This window comes from Joostella sp. CR20 (assembly GCF_038433465.1).
Classification (GTDB): Bacteria; Bacteroidota; Bacteroidia; order Flavobacteriales; family Flavobacteriaceae; genus Galbibacter.
On record NZ_JAESVF010000001.1, the window covers coordinates 748,581 to 767,413 of the forward strand.

The 18,833-nt window shown below is 35.8% G+C and carries 17 protein-coding genes; 11 read left to right on the forward strand and 6 right to left on the reverse strand.

Features of this window, described 5'->3' with window-relative positions; all coding sequences use genetic code 11:
* Positions 1–71: 71 nt before the first annotated feature.
* The 8 genes from atpG to JMA43_RS03310 all read left to right on the forward strand — a co-directional run bounded on the left by atpG (position 72) and on the right by JMA43_RS03310 (position 7,934).
* Entirely contained in the window at positions 72–935 is an 864-nt protein-coding gene (atpG, locus tag JMA43_RS03275; RefSeq protein ID WP_342154907.1) for an ATP synthase F1 subunit gamma, read from the forward strand.
* Between the two features lie 397 nt (positions 936–1,332).
* Complete coding sequence (locus JMA43_RS03280) at positions 1,333–1,851, forward strand: hypothetical protein (RefSeq protein ID WP_342154909.1); 519 nt, start codon at positions 1,333–1,335, stop codon at positions 1,849–1,851.
* A 57-nt stretch (positions 1,852–1,908) separates the two neighbouring features.
* Complete coding sequence (locus JMA43_RS03285) at positions 1,909–3,384, forward strand: oligosaccharide flippase family protein (RefSeq protein WP_342154912.1); 1,476 nt, start codon at positions 1,909–1,911, stop codon at positions 3,382–3,384.
* Positions 3,384–3,818: a dUTP diphosphatase gene (gene dut, locus JMA43_RS03290; RefSeq protein ID WP_342154913.1), complete on the forward strand. Its 435-nt coding sequence runs from the start codon at positions 3,384–3,386 to the stop codon at positions 3,816–3,818. Before JMA43_RS03285 ends, dut begins: the two co-directional genes overlap by 1 nt.
* 117 nt (positions 3,819–3,935) lie before the next feature.
* Positions 3,936–4,946: a sugar phosphate nucleotidyltransferase gene (locus JMA43_RS03295; RefSeq protein WP_342154915.1), complete on the forward strand. Its 1,011-nt coding sequence runs from the start codon at positions 3,936–3,938 to the stop codon at positions 4,944–4,946.
* A gap of 6 nt (positions 4,947–4,952) precedes the next feature.
* Positions 4,953–5,894: a tetratricopeptide repeat protein gene (locus tag JMA43_RS03300; RefSeq protein WP_342154917.1), complete on the forward strand. Its 942-nt coding sequence runs from the start codon at positions 4,953–4,955 to the stop codon at positions 5,892–5,894.
* A gap of 11 nt (positions 5,895–5,905) precedes the next feature.
* Positions 5,906–6,685 (forward strand): DUF4292 domain-containing protein, encoded by a 780-nt coding sequence (locus JMA43_RS03305; protein WP_342154919.1) that lies wholly within the window; start codon positions 5,906–5,908, stop codon positions 6,683–6,685.
* 1 nt (position 6,686) lies between these two features.
* On the forward strand, positions 6,687–7,934 hold the full coding sequence (locus tag JMA43_RS03310) for a murein hydrolase activator EnvC family protein (protein WP_342154921.1): 1,248 nt from the start codon (positions 6,687–6,689) through the stop codon (positions 7,932–7,934).
* A gap of 372 nt (positions 7,935–8,306) precedes the next feature.
* Here JMA43_RS03310 and JMA43_RS03315 read toward each other — a convergent pair whose 3' ends face one another.
* The 3 genes from JMA43_RS03315 to JMA43_RS03325 form a co-directional block, all read right to left on the reverse strand.
* A complete protein-coding gene (locus JMA43_RS03315) occupies positions 8,307–8,819 on the reverse strand; it encodes an acyl-CoA thioesterase (protein WP_342154923.1) in 513 nt (170 codons plus the stop codon).
* 100 nt (positions 8,820–8,919) lie between these two features.
* Positions 8,920–9,957 carry an alpha/beta hydrolase gene (locus tag JMA43_RS03320; protein WP_342154925.1) on the reverse strand — a complete coding sequence of 346 codons (1,038 nt, stop codon included), beginning with the start codon at positions 9,955–9,957 and terminating at the stop codon, positions 8,920–8,922.
* Positions 9,958–10,066: 109 nt separating this feature from the next.
* Positions 10,067–11,005, reverse strand: a complete 939-nt coding sequence (locus JMA43_RS03325; RefSeq protein ID WP_342154927.1) for an HU domain-containing protein — start codon at positions 11,003–11,005, stop codon at positions 10,067–10,069.
* A gap of 105 nt (positions 11,006–11,110) precedes the next feature.
* Here JMA43_RS03325 and dprA point away from each other — a divergent pair, with 105 nt between their 5' ends.
* Positions 11,111–12,226, forward strand: a complete 1,116-nt coding sequence (gene dprA, locus JMA43_RS03330) for a DNA-processing protein DprA (protein ID WP_342154929.1) — start codon at positions 11,111–11,113, stop codon at positions 12,224–12,226.
* 3 nt (positions 12,227–12,229) lie between these two features.
* Here the strand turns inward: dprA and trpS are convergent, their stop codons facing one another.
* The gene (gene trpS, locus JMA43_RS03335; protein WP_342154931.1) at positions 12,230–13,198 is read right to left on the reverse strand and encodes a tryptophan--tRNA ligase; all 969 of its coding nucleotides are present in this window, start codon (positions 13,196–13,198) and stop codon (positions 12,230–12,232) included.
* Positions 13,199–13,283: 85 nt separating this feature from the next.
* Between trpS and JMA43_RS03340 the strand changes: the two genes are divergently transcribed.
* Positions 13,284–14,018 (forward strand): lysophospholipid acyltransferase family protein, encoded by a 735-nt coding sequence (locus tag JMA43_RS03340; protein ID WP_342154933.1) that lies wholly within the window; start codon positions 13,284–13,286, stop codon positions 14,016–14,018.
* Between the two features lie 79 nt (positions 14,019–14,097).
* Here the strand turns inward: JMA43_RS03340 and katG are convergent, their stop codons facing one another.
* Positions 14,098–16,377 (reverse strand): catalase/peroxidase HPI, encoded by a 2,280-nt coding sequence (katG, locus tag JMA43_RS03345; protein WP_342154935.1) that lies wholly within the window; start codon positions 16,375–16,377, stop codon positions 14,098–14,100.
* Between the two features lie 107 nt (positions 16,378–16,484).
* On the opposite strand from katG, the gene JMA43_RS03350 reads away from it, so the two are divergent.
* Positions 16,485–17,420 carry a LysR substrate-binding domain-containing protein gene (locus JMA43_RS03350; RefSeq protein WP_342154937.1) on the forward strand — a complete coding sequence of 312 codons (936 nt, stop codon included), beginning with the start codon at positions 16,485–16,487 and terminating at the stop codon, positions 17,418–17,420.
* A 16-nt stretch (positions 17,421–17,436) separates the two neighbouring features.
* Here the strand turns inward: JMA43_RS03350 and JMA43_RS03355 are convergent, their stop codons facing one another.
* Complete coding sequence (locus JMA43_RS03355; protein ID WP_342154939.1) at positions 17,437–18,822, reverse strand: outer membrane beta-barrel protein; 1,386 nt, start codon at positions 18,820–18,822, stop codon at positions 17,437–17,439.
* Positions 18,823–18,833 lie beyond the last annotated feature (11 nt).

Here is an 18,833-nt window from a genome sequence, read left to right on the forward strand (position 1 = left end):
GATTGAAAGGTTATTAATAATTTTTAAACGTTTAAGTCCTCTCCTTTGGAGAGGATTTAGGAGAGGCTAAAATGGCAAATTTAAAAGAAATACGTAATAGAATTTCATCGGTAGGATCTACCATGCAGATTACCAGTGCCATGAAAATGGTATCGGCTGCTAAGTTGAAAAAAGCGCAAGATGCAATTACTGCAATGCGTCCTTATTCCGATAAACTTACCGAGCTTTTACAAGGACTAAGTGCTACTTTGGATGGAGATAGCGGTAGTGTTTTTGCAGAGCAACGTGAGGTGAAAAATGTACTTGTTGTTGCAATAACTTCTAACAGAGGGTTGTGTGGAGCTTTTAATACCAATGTTATTAAAACTTCTAATCGTATTGTTGCAACTACATTTGCCGATAAAAAAGTAAGTTTTGTAACCGTTGGAAAAAAAGGAAACGATATTCTTAAAAAGAACCATTACGTTACCCATAATAATAACGAAATTTTTGACGATCTTACTTTTGATAATGTTGCTGAATTGGCAGAGCGTTTAATGACGCTGTACAAAGAAGGAACTTACGATAAGATTGTTTTAGTGTATAACCACTTTAAAAATGCAGCTACGCAAGTTGTTTTAACTGAAGATTTCTTGCCGATAAAACCTTTAGAAACCGAAGATGTTAATACTTCAGCCGATTATATTTTCGAGCCTTCTAAAGAAGAAATTATCGAAACATTAATCCCGAAGTCATTAAAAACACAGTTGTATAAAGCAATTCGCGATTCATTTGCTTCTGAACACGGAGCACGTATGACAGCGATGCATAAAGCAACCGATAATGCTGCTGCTTTAAAAGCTGAACTTACACTTACATATAACAAAGCACGTCAAGCTGCTATTACTAACGAAATTTTAGAAATTGTTGGTGGTGCGGAAGCATTGAACAATTAACGACTGAAAGGAGTAAATTTTTCCATCGGAAGCATTGAACAATTAACGACTGAAAGGAGTAAATTTTTCCATCGGAAGCATTGAACAATTAACGACTGAAAGGAGTAAATTTTTCCATCGGAAGCATTGAACAATTAATGTCGTTGATGTCATACCGAGCGTAGTCGAGGTATCTCATTTGTTGCTAAAACAATGCTCTGAATTGGCATTTAAGCCACTTACAGGAAGCGTAGTCGAGGTATCTTAATCAGAGAACTACACAACAAAATATTTAAAACCCCTAAGTTTATCTTAGGGGTTTTTTAATGAAAACCATTCTGGCATCAATTTTGAAATTGTATATTTATAATAACTAATAATTCTTTCAGTTATAGAATTATAAAATAAATTATTGAAGATGATAAAATTTGCAAATATTCTTTTCGGAACTTTAGTTGTTTTAGGGTTTTCTCAGTGTAAAAGCTCACAAGCTACATTAACAGATAATCCACCTTTTTATTTGGGAGAATCTACCATTGAAGCCTGGACAGCTGGCGATGCTAATGAAATTACTGGAAAAAACATCTATTTAGGATTTTCAGCAGAGAGTTTAAAAGAAAATTTTTCATTCGATAGTTTGTATTACAACGGTCAAGTTGTGGCTTTAGAACATTACAGAAAAGGAAATTTTCCTATTTATTTGGCTCGGTTTTTAGATCAAGACACCAAAGTTAAAGATATTGTAATGCATGCCGACCCTAAAAAGGAGTTTGGAAATATGCCTCCAACACCGGTTGTGAAACCGCCGTTTGATGTTGCAGAAGGGCAAGCCTTATTAACTTATACGTACAACGATAAAAAAGGTTATTACCTTATCAAAGAGTTAAAAGAAGTCGTAGCGATACACTACAAGCAAAACCCTATAATTTATAAGTAAAGCCTCTTTGTTAGCTGTTTATAAATCGGTACTTTTAGCACGTTAATTTATAAGTCCTTGGGAGCGTTAAAAAAACTTTTCAAACATACATTTATTTACGGGCTGGCAACAGTGTTGCCACGCTTATTGAGCCTTGTTTTAACGCGTTTATACACCGATAAACTCCCAACCGACGATTACGGAATTTACGCCTCGCTCTTCGTTTATTTAATTTCTGGAAATGTGTTGCTTTCCTACGGAATGGAAACTGCATTTTTTAGGTTCATGAATAAAAGCGAACGTAAGTCGGAAGTGCAATCGACCGCGCTAACATCTATTTTTATTACTTCTGGACTGTTTTTAATTGTTTCGTACCTTTTTAAAGACAATATCGCCTCGTTCTTAGAATTCGAGCTAGAATTTATTTTATACGGAATTTTGATTCTCTTTTTCGATGCCTTGTGTGTTATTCCATTTGCATGGCTCAGAAATCAAGAAATGCCACTCAAATATTCGTTTATCAAAATAGCAACCGTAGTTGTCAATTTAGGACTTAACTTGTTTTTCTTCCTTGTTTTACCGTTGCTGGTAGATAATAATTCCTCATCCGTTTTCAATGCTTTAGTCTTCGAAAATAAGGTGCATTATATTTTTATTTCGAATGTTTTGGCAAGTCTCTTCGGATTGTTATTAATTCTACCACTTTACATCAGGATTCGTTTAAGATTCGATTTTTATCTGTGGAAGAAAATGATTCGATACGCATTTCCAGTGCTTATTGCTGGCGTTGCATTTTCAATAAATGAAGGATTTGATAAGTTAATGCTGAAATATTTGTTACCAGAAAATATAGCCGAAGAAACCGTTGGGGTTTATGCGGCTTGTTACAAATTGGGAGCTTTTATGAGTTTGTTTGTTACAGCTTTTAAGTTGGGGGTAGAACCGTTCTTTTTCAGTAATGCGAATAAAAAAAACTCAAAAGAAATTTATGCCGATACGACTCTGTATTTTACCATTTTTGGAGCTTTTATCTTTCTTTTTGTAGTGGTGTATATCGATATATTTAAAACAATCCTCATTAGCAATTCTGCATATTGGGAAGCTTTATGGATTGTGCCTTTTATTTTGCTGGCCAATTTGTGTATAGGCATTTATCACAATCTATCTGTTTGGTATAAAATAACCGACAGAACGCGTTTTGGAGCCTACATTTCGGTTTTTGGAGCGTTGGTTACTTTGGTACTCAATTTTGTTTTGATTCCAATAATCACTTATAAAGGTTCGGCAATTGCCACTTTAATTGCCTACGGAAGTATGATGCTACTTTCTTTTTATTTCGGACAAAAACATCATCCTATTCCGTATAATCTTAAAAAGATTGGAAGCTATTTAGGGGTTTCGATTCTATTTGTATTTCTTTCATTTTATGTTTTTGATAGAAACCTCATTATAGGAACCGTTTTTGTTTTAGTATTTTTGACGTTGATATACAAATTAGAGAATAGAGAACTCAAGAAAATGATGAAATCAATTTCTGCAAAAAAGTTTAAATAATGACTGTAAAAATTATAAATAAATCGCAGCACGAATTACCAAGTTATGAAACCATTGCATCTGCAGGGATGGATATTCGTGCCAATATAGACGCTCCAATTGTTTTAAAACCACTTGAACGTGCCATTGTAAAAACTGGTTTGTTTATCGAACTTCCTGTTGGTGCAGAAGCACAAGTTCGCCCGAGAAGTGGGTTGGCAGCCAAAAAAGGAATTACGGTTTTAAACGCTCCTGGAACTGTCGATGCAGACTATCGTGGAGAAATTGGCGTTATCTTAGTAAATCTTTCTAATGAAGATTTTACTGTTGAAAACGGCGAGCGTATTGCACAGTTAGTTATTGCAAAACACGAACACATTGCTTGGGAAGAAGTATCAACACTTTCGGAAACAAAACGCGGTGAAGGTGGTTTTGGAAGTACAGGGGTGAAGTGATAAATTCCCCTCTTTATCTCCCCTAAGGGGAGAAAATTGCAAGGTAATAATGATTTAAAAACAGCATTTAATTAATAAAGAATCCCCTCTCCTTGGGAGAGGGTTAGGGAGAGGCTTATGAAAATAATAGTACCAATGGCTGGACGAGGTTCCAGACTTAGACCACATACATTAACAATACCTAAACCTTTAATTCCAATTGCAGGCAAGCCTATTGTACAGCGTTTGGTTGAAGATATTGCAAAGGTTTTGGAGCAAGAAATCGAAGAAATCGCTTTTATTATTAAAGACGATTTTGGGACTGAAATTGAAACTAAACTTCACGAAATCGCAGCTAGTTTAAATGCAAAAGGCACTATTTATTACCAAGATAAACCTTTAGGTACTGGCCATGCAATTATGTGCGCGCAAGCGTCGCTTTCTGGACCTTGTGTAATTGCGTACGCGGATACACTTTTTAAAGCTGATTTTAATTTAGATGAATCAGCCGACAGTGTTATTTGGGTAAAACAAGTAGACAAGCCAGAGGCTTATGGTGTGGTAGAATTAAATGCTGAAAAAAACATTTCAGGACTTGTTGAAAAACCTCAGGAGTTTGTATCTGATTTGGCAGTTATTGGGATTTATTACTTTAAAGAAGGAGCCGAATTAAAAGCTGAATTGCAAAAAGTACTCGATGCCAATATTATCCACGGAGGCGAATACCAAATTAATGATGGTATCAAAGCGATGATGGCACAAGGGAAAAAGTTTGTTCCTGGGAAGGTTGATGAATGGATGGACTGCGGAAACAAAAATGTTACGGTCGAAACCAATGGGCGAATGCTTCAGTTTTTACATCAAGACAACGAAAATTTAGTTGCTTCTTCAGTAAAAAAAGAAAACGCTACGATTATTCCGCCTTGCTATATCGGCGAAAATGTAGTGCTTAAAAATGCAACGGTAGGACCAAATGTGTCTATTGGAGACGGAACGGTTGTCGAAAATTCAACCATTAAAAATAGCTTGATTCAAACACAAGCTGTAATAAAAAATGCTACCTTAGATAATGCCATGATTGGAAACTTTGCAAAGTTCGATGGGAATTTTACAGATGTTAGTATTGGCGATTATTCGGTGTTAGAATAAAAATAAATGAAGAAAAAGTGTATGCAAATATTGTTGAGTGTGGGGTTTGCCTCGGTAACGATGTTTGCATATGCGCAAGAAACAAATGCCGATGTTTCTTACGAGGTGAATGAAGACGCTTTTCAAGAGAGTTTTTACGAGTCGCTAAAACAAAAAGGCATCGAAAATTACGATAAAGCCATCACAGCTTTGTTGACATGTAAATCGTTGGAGCCCGATAATGTTTTGGTAGATTACGAAATTGGACTCAACTATATGTATCAGCATAAATACGTAGAGGCGCAGCCCTATTTAGAAAAAGCTATTACCGAAGAGCCAATTAATAAATGGTATTTGGATGCGCTGTTGAGTTGTTATAAAAATCAGCAGCAAACAGAAAAGGCAATTGAAGTCGCTACGCAATTAGCGCAAAAAAATACGTCGTATGCCTTGGTGGTAGCCGATTTGTATTTTGATGAGCGAAATTATAAAAAGGCAATCGAAGTTTTAGATGAATTGGAGGCGAAAGGGTTGTATAAAGCGGAAGTAGCACAGCGAAAGTCAAAAGCTGTTATGCTGAATAATATTACCAATTTGGCAAATACGTATGCTGAAGAAACTCCAGTTTCGGAAGAAAAATCGTTGGCAAACAACCCAATTGAAGATTATAAAAAACAAATTTTAAAGCAGCAAAGTCAAACAAATTATAAAGAGATGCTGGCTGTTAGCAGTGAAGCATTGGATAATTATCCAACACAGCCAGAGTTTTATTATTTAAAAGGAGTGGCGCTAAACAAACTTCAAAATTTTGAGTTGGCAACCGAAGTTTTAGAAGAAGGTTTAGGGTATTTGTTAGACGATGCAACTTTGGAAAACAATATCTATAAAGAATTGGTGTTTGCTTATAAAGGTGCTAATAATTTAGACAAAGCAAAACAATACCAACAGAAGATAGACGCGAGCAATTAATGAGATTATCAATGAAAATACTAAGAAAGGCAACCCTGTACTTCACATTTATAAGTTTATTCTTTTTCTTGTCTTGCGGCACTAAAAATGTGTTGGATGCGGGTGCTTTAAAAAGCGATCTTTCAGCAAAAAGTATAATAGCTAAACATTATCAAAACGAGTTAGATTTTGAGACTTTGTCTGGACGTATAAAAATAGATTATTCCGACGGAGAAAACACCCAAGGAACAACGGTTAGTATTCGTATTAAAAAAGACGAAACTATTTGGATGAGTGCTCCGCTATCGGTAGTGAAAGTTTTAATTACCCCAACACGAGTGAGTTTTTATAACAAACTCGACAATACGTATTTTGATGGTGACTTTTCGTATTTAAATTCATTATTGGGCACCGATTTAGATTTTAAAATGGTTCAAAATTTATTACTAGGGCAAGCGGTTTTCGATTTAACTTCTCAGTCTTATTACGCAGCATCGGTAGCCAATAATTATCAATTAAAACCCGAAAAGCAATCGGCTTTGTTTAAAACCTTATTTTTGTTGGAGCCAACCTATTTTAAAATGTCTTTACAGCAAATTTCTCAGCCTATAAAAAACAGGTTGTTGAGTATAAATTATAAAAATTATCAAACTGTTGAAGGGAAAATTCTTCCGAACGAAATCGAAATTAATGCGGTCGATGCAACGCACAAAAACCGTATAGAAATAGAATACAACAGCGTTGAGTTTAACAAAGGAGTTAATTTTCCGTACAGCATTCCAGACGGGTATAAACAAGTAGAAATTAAATAGTATGAGTCGGCAGATAGTTTTGTTTTTAGCGGTTTTAATTGCTTTTACATCTTTTGGCTCGCTACATGCCCAAAGTAACGAGCAAAAAGAATTGGAGGCTCGTAAAATGCGTTTGCAAGAGGAAATTCAGCAGTTCAATACGTTGCTCTCACAAAAACGTAAAGAGAAAACAAGTGTTTTGGAAGATGTTGAGGACCTCGACCATAAAATTGGAATTCGTAAAGAGTTAATAAAGGTTACCAACCAGCAAGCAAACCTTATCAATCGGCAAATAAATAATAACATCAATAAAATTTCGAAGCTTCGCGATGATTTAAAAGAATTAAAAAGTGACTATGCCGAAATGGTTAGGAAGTCGTACAAGAACAAATCTCAGCAAAGTAGAATCATGTTTTTATTGTCTTCGGAAGATTTTTTTCAGGCGTATAAGCGTCTTCAATACATGAAGCAATATACCAATTATCGAAAAGAGCAAGCTGAAGAAATTCAGTCTAAAACATTAGAATTACAAAAGCTCAACGATGGTTTGGTGGTACAACGAAAAGAAAAAGAAACGTTAATTGCTGAAAATAAAAAAGAACAACAAGCACTAGAACGTGAGTTGGATACTCAAAAAGGCTTAATTGCAAGTATCAAAGCGAAGGAAAGCGAGTATGCTTCTCAAATAAAAAAGAAGCAACAGCAGGCAGATGAGATTGATAGGCAAATTGATAAATTGATTCGTGAGGCCATTGCTCGTGCAAATGCAGCCAATAAAGAAACCTCAAAAGAAACACGCGAAAGCGCTACCAAATCGTCTAATTTTGCCCTTACTGCAGAAGCAAAATTGGTAGATACCGATTTTAGAGCAAACAAAGGAAAGTTACCGTGGCCTGTAGAAAAAGGCGTAGTAAAAATGCGTTATGGAAAACAACCGCATCCAGTAGTAAAATCGGTTACCATACAAAGTAACGGAGTGCGTATTGCTACGGAAAGTGGCGCTAAGGCACGTGCAATTTACCGCGGAAAAGTATTGGCCGTACAAGCGATAAAAGGTGGAAACAAAGCCGTGTTAATTCAGCATGGTAACTATATTTCGGTGTACAACAATCTTGGGAAAGTTTACGTAAAAGAAGGCGACAATGTTGCAACCAAACAAGATATTGGCGAAGTATTTACAAGTACAAGCAACAACGAAACGGTATTGAAGTTTATGATTTACAATAACAACCATACTGATAACCCTGCGAATTGGATCTACAGGATGTAAGCTTCTACATTTAAAATGTTAAAAACGCAAAACATGATAAATATCATGTTTTATGAAATTTAACCCCTTTATTTTAGCAGAAATTTAATTGAAACGATAGTTATTTAAATTTTGTAAAGTTTATAACCTTTTTAAAGGTTGATTTTATGAATTGCTTTTGACTTCGTGGCATTTGAGTTAGAGCAATGTTTTGCAGCTCATTTTTTGAGAATTCGGGGGGGTACTCAATGATAAGTCTAATTTCGGTGTCCGGAGTCGAAAATTTTTGTACTTCGATACAAAAATGTTGAAGTAGCTAAATCTATAGGATTTAGTTAGTATTTGTTAGTTAAAAAGGCTTTGATGGTAACATCAAAGCCTTTTTAGTTTATGCTATTCTGTAAACAGTGCTTTCAGCTCTGTTGCTTCATTTGGTTTTAATTTTCCGGCGAGTACCAAGCTAAGTTGTTTTCTTCTTAAGGCAGCATCAAAACGTTCTTTTTCAAGTTTACTTTCAGGAACAATTGGTGGTACTGCAACAGGTTTTCCGGTGTCATCTACCGCAACAAATGTATAAATGGCCTCATTCGCTTTGCTTTTATGTCCGTTTTCGCGGTCTTCTATCCAAACATCTAAATATATTTCCATAGAAGTATTAAAAGCTCTAGAAACACATGCCTCAACAGTAACTACACTTCCTAAAGGAATTGCTCTGTTAAAGGCAACATGGTTAACAGACGCTGTTACCGTTACTCTACGTGAATGTCTTCTAGCGGCTATACTTGCAGCACGATCCATCCTAGCGAGTAATTCGCCTCCAAATAAATTATTTAAAGGATTGGTTTCACTTGGTAAAACAAGGTCGGTCATTACGGTTCTAGATTCACTAGGTGTTTTTGCTTGCATTGTATAAATTTTCTGCAAAGATATTAGCAATTACGACAATATAAAATGTCGCGTATAAAAAGTTGTAAACTGAAGTGTGTATTTCAACAAGAATTTTTCTTTATTCAGTATAAAAAATACCATCTAGAAACGAGATGATTTTATGAATCGGCTCGATGGCATCTTTGTCAAATGAATTTCCTAAAAACTCATTACTTCCTGAATCTAAGTATGCGTGATTTCGTCCTTTATAAATCCAAAATTCTACCGGCTGATTGTTCTCATTTAATTTATCTACATATGCTTGAATAGACGTTGGTGTTGTAGTAGCGTCTTTAGAGCCTACATGACAGAATTGTGGAGGAAAAGCACGTTCGCTATTTTGTGAAACTGTATAAATTGGCGAGCAAGTTTTGTAGTACTCAGGGTTGTCTTTTGCATTAATGTTTTCACCAAAAATACCTCTTGCTTTGGCTCCGCCCATTTGCCAGAAAAAATTGGTATCGCTTTCAAATCCGTTTACGCCATCTCCAACAGCTGCCGTGTAAATATCTACTGCCGGATAGCTTAAAATTGCTGCTTGCACCTCAAGACTGTTATCCGCTTTTATGTCTGCAATAGTTTTGTTGGTTGGAATATAGGTAGGAGTGAAGCTTAATACGCCTTCAGAAAATCCTTTTTCAGAAATATTATCTTTTGCATTTACCACCATTGCAGCCAAATGTCCGCCAGCGCTATCGCCAGTTACAGCCACTTCATTTGGGTTTCCTTTGTATTTCGAAATATGTTCTTTTGTCCATAAAACAGCGCCCATTGCATCTTCAATAATCTCATTCATATGGGTTGTGTTATCGTTGGCGGTGAGGAGTCTGTAGTTTACATTACAAACAACATACTCGCTGTGCGAAGCTATATATTGCGACATTTCATCCATAATGGATTTGTTGTTTATAAGCCATCCGCCACCGTGGTAAATAATTAAAACAGGGTACGAACTTTTATTTGTTTGCGGCGTATAGATGTCCATTGTAAGGTCGTATCCTTTTGGACTTGCCCACAATACGTCTTTTGCTTCGGAATATTGATGCGTAGTATTATTTTGTGCTGATGCTATTACTGCTGATGCGAATAATACAGTTGCCAAGATTATATGTTTCATTTGGTACATTCTTGTGTGGTTTATTGTATGCTAAATGTACTAAATAATCTGTTGAGCACAATTGTAAATTTGTACTTCAGTTTAAAAATGTATGTAGAAGAGTTTTGTTTTAAAGCTCGTTAACAAGTAACCAAGCCTCAGCAGACTCGTTGCTTTTTACTTCACGAAGAAAGTTTAAAGCCTCTGGAACATCAGCAAAACTAGCATAGGTAACTTGGTGTAAGCCGTATTTGTTTTTCCCAATGCGTTCTGCTTCAAATCCTTTTTCTCTTAATTGCTGAACTTTTTTATCGGCATTTTCTTCAACTCTAAAAGCTCCTGCAATGATGTGATATTTTAAAGGTTGCTTTTCAACTTTTAAAGTGATTGAAGGAATTTCTAACGGAGTAGTATCAAAAAAAGTAGCTTGTTGAATGTCGCTTTCAATTTGCTTTTGTGCTTCTTGCTGCGCAACTTCTATTTGAGTTTCTTTTTGAATATCAACCAATCTGTATCCAATAGTTCCTGCAGAAAGTGCTAACAAAAATATAGCCGCATACTTTAAGTAAGAACGGTCTTTTCTGCGTTCTGGAGTAAAAGCAATAGGCGTTTTTTCTTCAATTTTTTCAACCTCTTTCTTAATTTCTTCTCTTGTAACCGCTGGAGATACAAAGGAAGATAACCCAAAAGATGCAGTTAAATAATTGATGTGGTATGATGGCTGAAATAAAATTTTATCATTTTCATTCAACCAAAGTTCTCCAATATTTTTTAAAGTGATTTTTTCGTTAGCAAAAAGCGTTTTGTTCCATTGTGCAATACTTGCTTCAATGTGTTTTTGCGCTTCTTCGTAACTCACATTTTGCACTTCAGCAATATGCTTTGTTAAAAGTCCGTCGTTCGACTTTAATTGCTCGTTAAAAGCAATAGATTTTGATGGCGGATAGAAAGCGTTTGTATTATTATGTACCTTTGCCGACTGGTATTGTGTGATGAATGAACCAAACCCAGGTACGGTAACACATTCGTATCTGTATAATAAATCGCTTATGTAATTTTCTATTCGCATAAGACAAAGATGTAAAAAAATAGAGTTCATTTGAAAATACTTTTTCAGTTTTTATTAACAGTAGTTTTTTTTCTCTACTTTTATAATTGATAATCATATCTTTAGATGACCGATAAAGAGCTTCTTTTTTTATTAACAATGCATAGAGCACCCAAAGTAGGAGATATTACTGCAAAAAAACTCTTACAACATTGTGGTTGCGCTGAAGAAGTGTTCAAAGAAAAGAAGCGTAATTTATTAAAGATTGATGGTATTGGCGAATATATTGTAGATATGCTTCATCAAAAAAACAACTTTATGGAAGCAGAGCAGGAGCTTCAGTTTCTTCGGGATAATAATTATCAAGTTGTATCGTATTACGAAGAAGAATACCCTCGAAATTTAAGACATTGTGTAGACGGCCCTATTTTGATGTTTAGCCGAGGTAATATTAACTTCAATCATCCGCAGCAAAAAATATTAAGTGTTGTAGGAACTCGCCAGATTACCTCTTATGGTATTGCTGCTTGCGAAAAATTCATAGAAGATATTTCTTATTTTAAACCGATTATTTTAAGTGGATTTGCCTACGGAGTAGACATTTGTGCGCACAAGGCGGCGATGAAAAATGGTTTGCAAACTATTGGTGTTTTAGCACACGGACTGAACCAAATGTATCCTAAAACACATGCAAAATATTGTAGTGCGATGGAAGAAAACGGAGGCTTTATTTCTGATTTTTGGAGTGATGAAGGTCCGGAACGAAATAATTTTTTAAAACGAAATCGGATTATTGCTGGTATGGCCGACGCTACAATTGTGATAGAATCGGCGAGTAAAGGTGGTAGTTTGGTTACTGCTGATATTGCTGCTTCGTACAACAGAGAGGTATTTGCGGTACCCGGAAGAGCAACCGATAAGTTTAGTGAGGGTTGCAATAACCTGATAAAAACACAGCAAGCGCATATGCTTACTTCTGCTGCAGATTTGGTGTATGTTTTAGGTTGGAATCTTGAGGAAGAAGAAAAAAAGTCGACTTCGGTACAAAAGCAGCTTTTTGTGGATATGAATGAGACTGAACAAGCTATTTATAGCTACCTCCAAAAACAAGGAAAGCAATTACTCGATGTAATTGCTTTGGATTGTAAGTTGCCCATTCATCAAATAAGTGCTACGCTACTTACCATGGAAATGAAAGGACTTATACGCCCGTTACCAGGCAAATTATTTGAAGCTGTTTAAAGCTTAATATCCTATTTTACTGCGAACTCTTCCCAGTACTTCATTGGCTACTTTTCTTGCTTTTTCTGCACCTACAGCTAGAATTTCATCAATTTCATTTAGGTTATTCATGTAATAATTGAAGCGTTCTCTTTCCGTAGCAAATTTTTCTAAAATCAATTCGTACAAAGCTTGTTTTGCATGTCCGTAACCATAACCACCTTGTTCGTAATTGTTGCGCATTTCAGCAATTTGTTCTGGCGAAGCCAATAATTTGTACAAACCGTACACATTACAAGTATCTGGGTCTTTTGGTTCTTCAAGCGGAGTGCTATCTGTTTCGATGCTCATTACTTGCTTGCGCAATTGTTTTTCAGGAAGAAAAATATTGATAAAATTATTTCTCGACTTACTCATTTTGTGTCCGTCTGTACCAGGGATGTACATAGTTTGCTCTTGCACTTTACCTTCAGGAAGCACAAAAGTTTCTCCAATTTGCGTATGCATTCTAGAGGCAACATCTCGTGTAATTTCGATGTGTTGCATTTGGTCTTTTCCTACCGGAACAATTTCTGCATCGTACAATAAAATATCGGCAGCCATAAGCATTGGATATGTAAATAGTCCGGCATTTACATCGTCCAATCGATCTGCTTTATCTTTAAAAGAATGTGCAAGCGTAAGGCGTTGAAACGGAAAATAACAACTTAAGTACCAACTCAACTCTGTAGTTTGCGGAATATCACTTTGTCTGTAAAAAACAACTTTATTAATGTCTAGTCCAAAAGCAAGCCAAGTGGCAGCAACATTATAAGTGTTGTTTTTAAGTGTTTCCCCATCTTTTATTTGCGTCAATGAATGCATATCAGCAATAAATAAAAAAGAATCGTTTTCTGGTTGTTCCGACATTTGAATTGCAGGAACAATTGCTCCTAAAATATTCCCCAAATGTGGAGTTCCTGTACTTTGTATTCCGGTAAGTATTCTTGCCATTTTTATATTTTAAAACTGTAGTACAAAGGTAGGATGTTTTGTAAAAATAGAAACCAGTTTGCGGTAAATGTTTACTTTTGATTTCATGAAGAAAATATTTATTTCCTTTTTACAGCTTTTGTACAGAATATGGTTTTACCTTTTAATGGCAATACCAATTGTTATATTCTTCCCAATACTACTGTTATTAACTATTTCTGAAAAGACATATCCGCAGTTTTTTTGGATTGCTAGAAACATTTGGGCAAATTTTGTACTGTACGGTATGTTTTTTATTCCACGGATTAAAAAAGAGCAAGAAATTGAGAAAGGCAAAAACTATATGCTTATTGCCAACCATACCTCGATGGTCGATATTTTAATGATGCTACGCGTATCTAAAAATCCGTTTGTATTTGTTGGGAAAAAGGAGCTTTCTAAAATTCCGATTTTCGGATTTTTCTATAAGCGTGTTTGTATTTTGGTTGACCGAAGTTCGATGAAAAGCAGATCGGCGGTATATAAAAGTGCGCAACGCCGACTCAAACAAGGCTTAAGTATTTGTATTTATCCTGAAGGAGGCGTGCCAGACGACTTGTCTGTTGTGCTCGATACTTTTAAAGATGGTGCTTTTAAATTGGCTATTGAACATCAAATCCCGATTGTTCCGATTGCTTTCTTAGACAATAAAAAGCGATTTTCATATGAGTTTTTTAGCGGTTCACCAGGGGTTGCGCGTGCGAGAGTTTTACCTTTTATTGCTACGGAAGGGCTTACTGCAAAAGATGTTGCTAGCCTGAAAGAACAGTCGAGAAGTTTAATTTTGAAGGAATTAAAATAAAGTAGCGATTCAGAAATTCATCCAAATCGCTACTCAAAACAATAAGACCAATATTGCTTTTTTAATGATGTATAGTGACTTATTTTACATCAAAACGGTCTAAATTCATCACTTTTGTCCAAGCAGACACAAAGTCTTTTACAAACTTTTCTTTAGCATCGCTACTTGCGTATACTTCAGCAATAGCTCTAAGTTCAGAGTTAGATCCGAAAATTAAATCTGCTCTACTCGCTTCCCATACTTTTTTATCAGTGTCTCTTTCTTTTCCAATAAACAATAGGTTGTCGTCGTTGGCAGGCGTCCAATAATACTTCATGTCAAGTAAGTTCACAAAGAAGTCGTTTGATAATTTTCCAGGAGTATTTGTAAGTATTCCTAAGTTTGAATCATCATAATTTGCATTCAATGCGCGCATACCACCCACTAAAACTGTCATTTCTGGAATAGTTAGTGTAAGTAACTGTGCTTTATCAACAAGAAGTTCTTCTGTAGTTAACGTATATTTTTTCTTCTGATAATTTCTAAATCCGTCTGCCATCGGTTCTAAAACCGCAAATGAATTTACGTCTGTTTGCTCTTGCGTAGCATCGGTTCTTCCAGGAAGAAAAGGTACTTCAATCGAGTAACCTGTCTCTTTAATCGCATTTTCAATAGCCACATTTCCACCTAGTACAATTAAATCTGCAATTGATACTTTTTTATTTGATGATTTGCTGTTGAAGTTTTGTTGAATTTCTTCGTAAACTTTTAGAACCTTTTTAAGTTGTTGTGGGTTATTGCATTCCCAATTAATTTGTGGTTCTAGGCGAATACGAGCTCCATTTGCACCACCTCGTCTGTCGGAACCTCTAAACGTTGAAGCAGAAGCCCATGCAGTTTCAATAAGTTCTTGTGATGTAAGGTTAGCGTTTTGGATACTTGTTTTTAGCGCTTTAATATCATTGTTGTTGATTAGCTCGTAATCTCTAACAGGAACAGGGTCTTGCCAAATAAAACTTTCTTCTGGTATTTCAGAACCTATATAAGTAGTTTTTGGTCCCATGTCTCTATGGGTAAGTTTAAACCAAGCATTTGCAAAAGCTTTGTCGAATGACTCTGGGTTTTCAATAAACTTTTTACAAACTTCATTGTAGGCGGGGTCAAACCTTAAAGCCAAATCCGACGTAAGCATAGTAGGTTTTCTTTTTTTATTCTCGTCAAAAGGATCTGGGAAAATTTCTCCTACATCTTTTGCTTGCCATTGATGTGCTCCTGCAGGACTTTTTGTTAACTCCCACTCAAAGCTATATAAAGTATTTAAAAAAGCATGGCTGTATCTGGTAGGGGTTGCTGTCCAAACAACTTCTAGCCCAGAAGTAATAGCATCAGCTCCTTTTCCAGATTTGTATGAACTTTTCCAACCAAGACCTTGCTCTTCAATTGGAGCGGCTTCTGGTGACGGACCAACATGATCGGCAGAGCCAGCACCATGCGTTTTTCCAAATGTATGCCCACCAGCAATAAGTGCTACAGTTTCTTCATCATTCATTCCCATTCTTCTAAAAGAGATTCGAATATTTTTTGCTGAAGCAAGTGGATCAGGGTTTCCGTTTGGCCCTTCAGGGTTTACATAAATCAATCCCATTTGTACAGCAGCAAGTGGATTTTCTTTTTCCAAGTCCATCTCTCCGTCTTCATTAAGTCTTCTTGTTTCTAACCATCCTGCTTCAGAACCCCAGTAGATATCTTCTTGTGGTTCCCAAACATCGGCTCTACCACCAGCAAACCCAATAGTATTGAAGCCCATCGATTCTAAAGCAACATTTCCAGTTAAAATCATTAAATCTGCCCACGATATTTTTTGCCCATATTTTTGTTTAATTGGCCAAAGTAATCTTCTTGCTTTGTCTAAACTGGCATTGTCTGGCCAACTGTTTTGTGGCGCAAAACGCTGAATTCCCATGCGTGTACCTCCACGTCCATCTCCAGTTCTGTATGTTCCAGCACTGTGCCATGCCATTCTTATAAATAATGGTCCGTAATGTCCGTAATCGGCAGGCCACCAATCCTGCGAAGTTGTTAATACTTCTTCAATGTCTTTTTTAAGTTGTGCATAATCCAATGAATTAAATTCTTCTTCATAGTTAAACGTTGCTCCCATTGGGTTGGTCAACTCGCTATTTTGCGCTAAAACGTCTAAGTTTAATCGGTTTGGCCACCAATCATCATTAGACTTTGCAGTTTTTATTTGTTCTTTTTTATGCCCTTTGTCAAATCCAAAAGGACATCCTCCACCTTCCGAGTTTTCAGAAGTTTGTTCGCTATTATGGCATGATACCATTGCGAGTACAGAAGTTAAGCTTAAGATTAGTTTTTTCATGTATGTATTCTTTATTTTGAAGCAAAACTATCATCTCATAAACATTTGTAAAAACTATATTTTGAATGTTAATATTGATATTGTCAATAAAATTCTATTTTTGCAAAATGAATATTCAACAATTTCAGTATGTACTTGCAGTGGTAGATTCAAAAAATTTTGAGTTAGCTGCTGAAAAATGTTTTGTTACACAATCTACTTTAAGCACTATGATAGGGAAGTTTGAAGATGAGATTGGGATAAAAATTTTCAACCGAAAAACCAAACCAGTTTCTGTTACTTCGGAAGGAAACGCCATTATTACACGTTTGAGGATTGTATTAAACGAGATAGATCAATTAGGGAATTTGGTTCAGGAGCTGAAAGGTGAAATGGTGGGAGAGCTACGAATTGGAATTATAGCCACCGTAGCGCCTTATATTTTACCTCGTTTTTTGCCCAATTTTGTACAACAGTTTCCTAAGGTAAAGACAATTGTTAAAGAGATGACAACAGATCAAATCCATGAAGAATTAAAAAACAGAAGCTTGGATGTAGGCATTTTGGCAATTCCACTTGGAGATAATGAGTTGGAGGAACATAAATTATATACCGAGCCCTTTTTACTTTATGATTGCCGAGATGATTTTGAAACCGATTTAGTGTCTGCTAACGATTTAGATTATTCTAAACTTTGGTTGTTGCAAGAAGGGCATTGTTTGCGCACGCAAATTTATCAAATATGTAATCGTTCAAATAGTTCATCTGGTACAGATCTCAACTTTGAGTTTGAATCTGGCTCAATGGATAGTTTGTTGCGGTTCACAAAAGCAAATAAAGGAAAAACAATTATACCTTATTTGGCTTCTTTAGATTTACCTCCTGAAAGTAAACAGCGTTTGGTTGCATTTAAAGAGCCTGTGCCAGTGCGTTCCATAGGGCTTTTAACCAATAAGTTTTTTGTAAAGAAACAATTGATGACAGCACTGCAAAAAAGTATTTTGGATTCCGTTTCCGATTTGCTTCCCTCAACTGGAACCATTCAAATTGTTGATCCTGTTTAGTTTTATACCGATAAGTCTAAAATCTGAAACTCAAACCAGTATAAACACCTAATAAATATGGAGAAAAGCCACCGTCTTCTCTAGAAAATGTATTTAACTGATATTTAAACATCGGCTCTAAATTGAAGAGAAGTTTGTTTGACACTTGGTAATCTACTCCCAAACCAATATTGGTGCTAAAATTAACGTCGTTGATATTATTTGCCTCTCCTAAATCGGTTGCGAGCTCATCTGACTGTAGAGAAACCACATTGTTTGTTAAAAACAGAGAGCTAAATCCACCAATAATATTTACCCCAAAACGTTTATCTACCAATCGGTATTTTAGTTCCATTGGGACTTCGATATAACCCAATTCTTGTTGCATGCTGGCTGTTGAGGTTTCTTCTGCTTTTGCTTGAAAATCGTTATTCGCACTCATAGTCGGGCTACTTTCCGTACTTGCTACATTAAGTGAAGTGGCAGTTTTGTTAAAATCGATAGTCGAAATTCTATTGGAAACACCAAAAATTGCTGGACTATAACTCACGCTGTTTGTGTTGTAACTCATATTTACGTTACTCACTCCCGAACGAATGCTTAAGCGGTTACTCACATTATAAGCAAGATTAATTCCGTAGCTCATATTTACTTTTCCTTCTTTTGAATTCGAAGCAAAATCATTGCTAATTGGCGATCCTTTGCTCAGTGAATTGTAATAAACAGGGGCTACATTCGGACTAATACTCCAGCGGTTTACCTTTGTTTTTTCAGTAAACGCCACCGTTTCTTCAGCATTCATTTCTTCAACAACATCTAAAATCGATTTTTTATTGCTGTTGTTTTCTTCTGAAGGAATTTCTTTTTCCGTAGCAACTATTGCGTTGTTATTGTCAACTTTTTCTGAAAATTCTGGTGTATTATTTTGTGTTACTGCTGAAGTATTTTCAGAAAGTATTTTGTTGGTTGTTTTATCTTTTGATGCATAAACATCATTCGAAATTGTATTTTTTGCTACGCTTGAATTTGTTGAAGCTACTTGATCTTTTTGAGTACCTTCAACAGTTTGTGAGTTTGCTTCTTTTTCAGAAGTAATAGTTTTAACTACCTCTTTATTGTTTACAATTATTTCTTTTTCTGCTGAACTTTCTGTTTTGGTTTGTTCAGTATCTGTTATCGGGGTGCTCGTTGGAATATTTGTTTGTGTAGAATTTAAATAAACACTTCCTGCTACAAATAGTAAAACTAGGGCAGCAGCAACACCTCCCAATTTCCACCAAATTGGAATAACTTTTTTCTTGTTTGAAGCTTTTTTGTCTAAAGAAGCATTGATAGAATCCCAAACTTGTGCTGGCGGAGTTTCTTCAAAGTCTTTAAACTTTTCTTGAAATAAGCGTTCTATGTTCTTTTTTTCATTCATCATAAATACCGTTT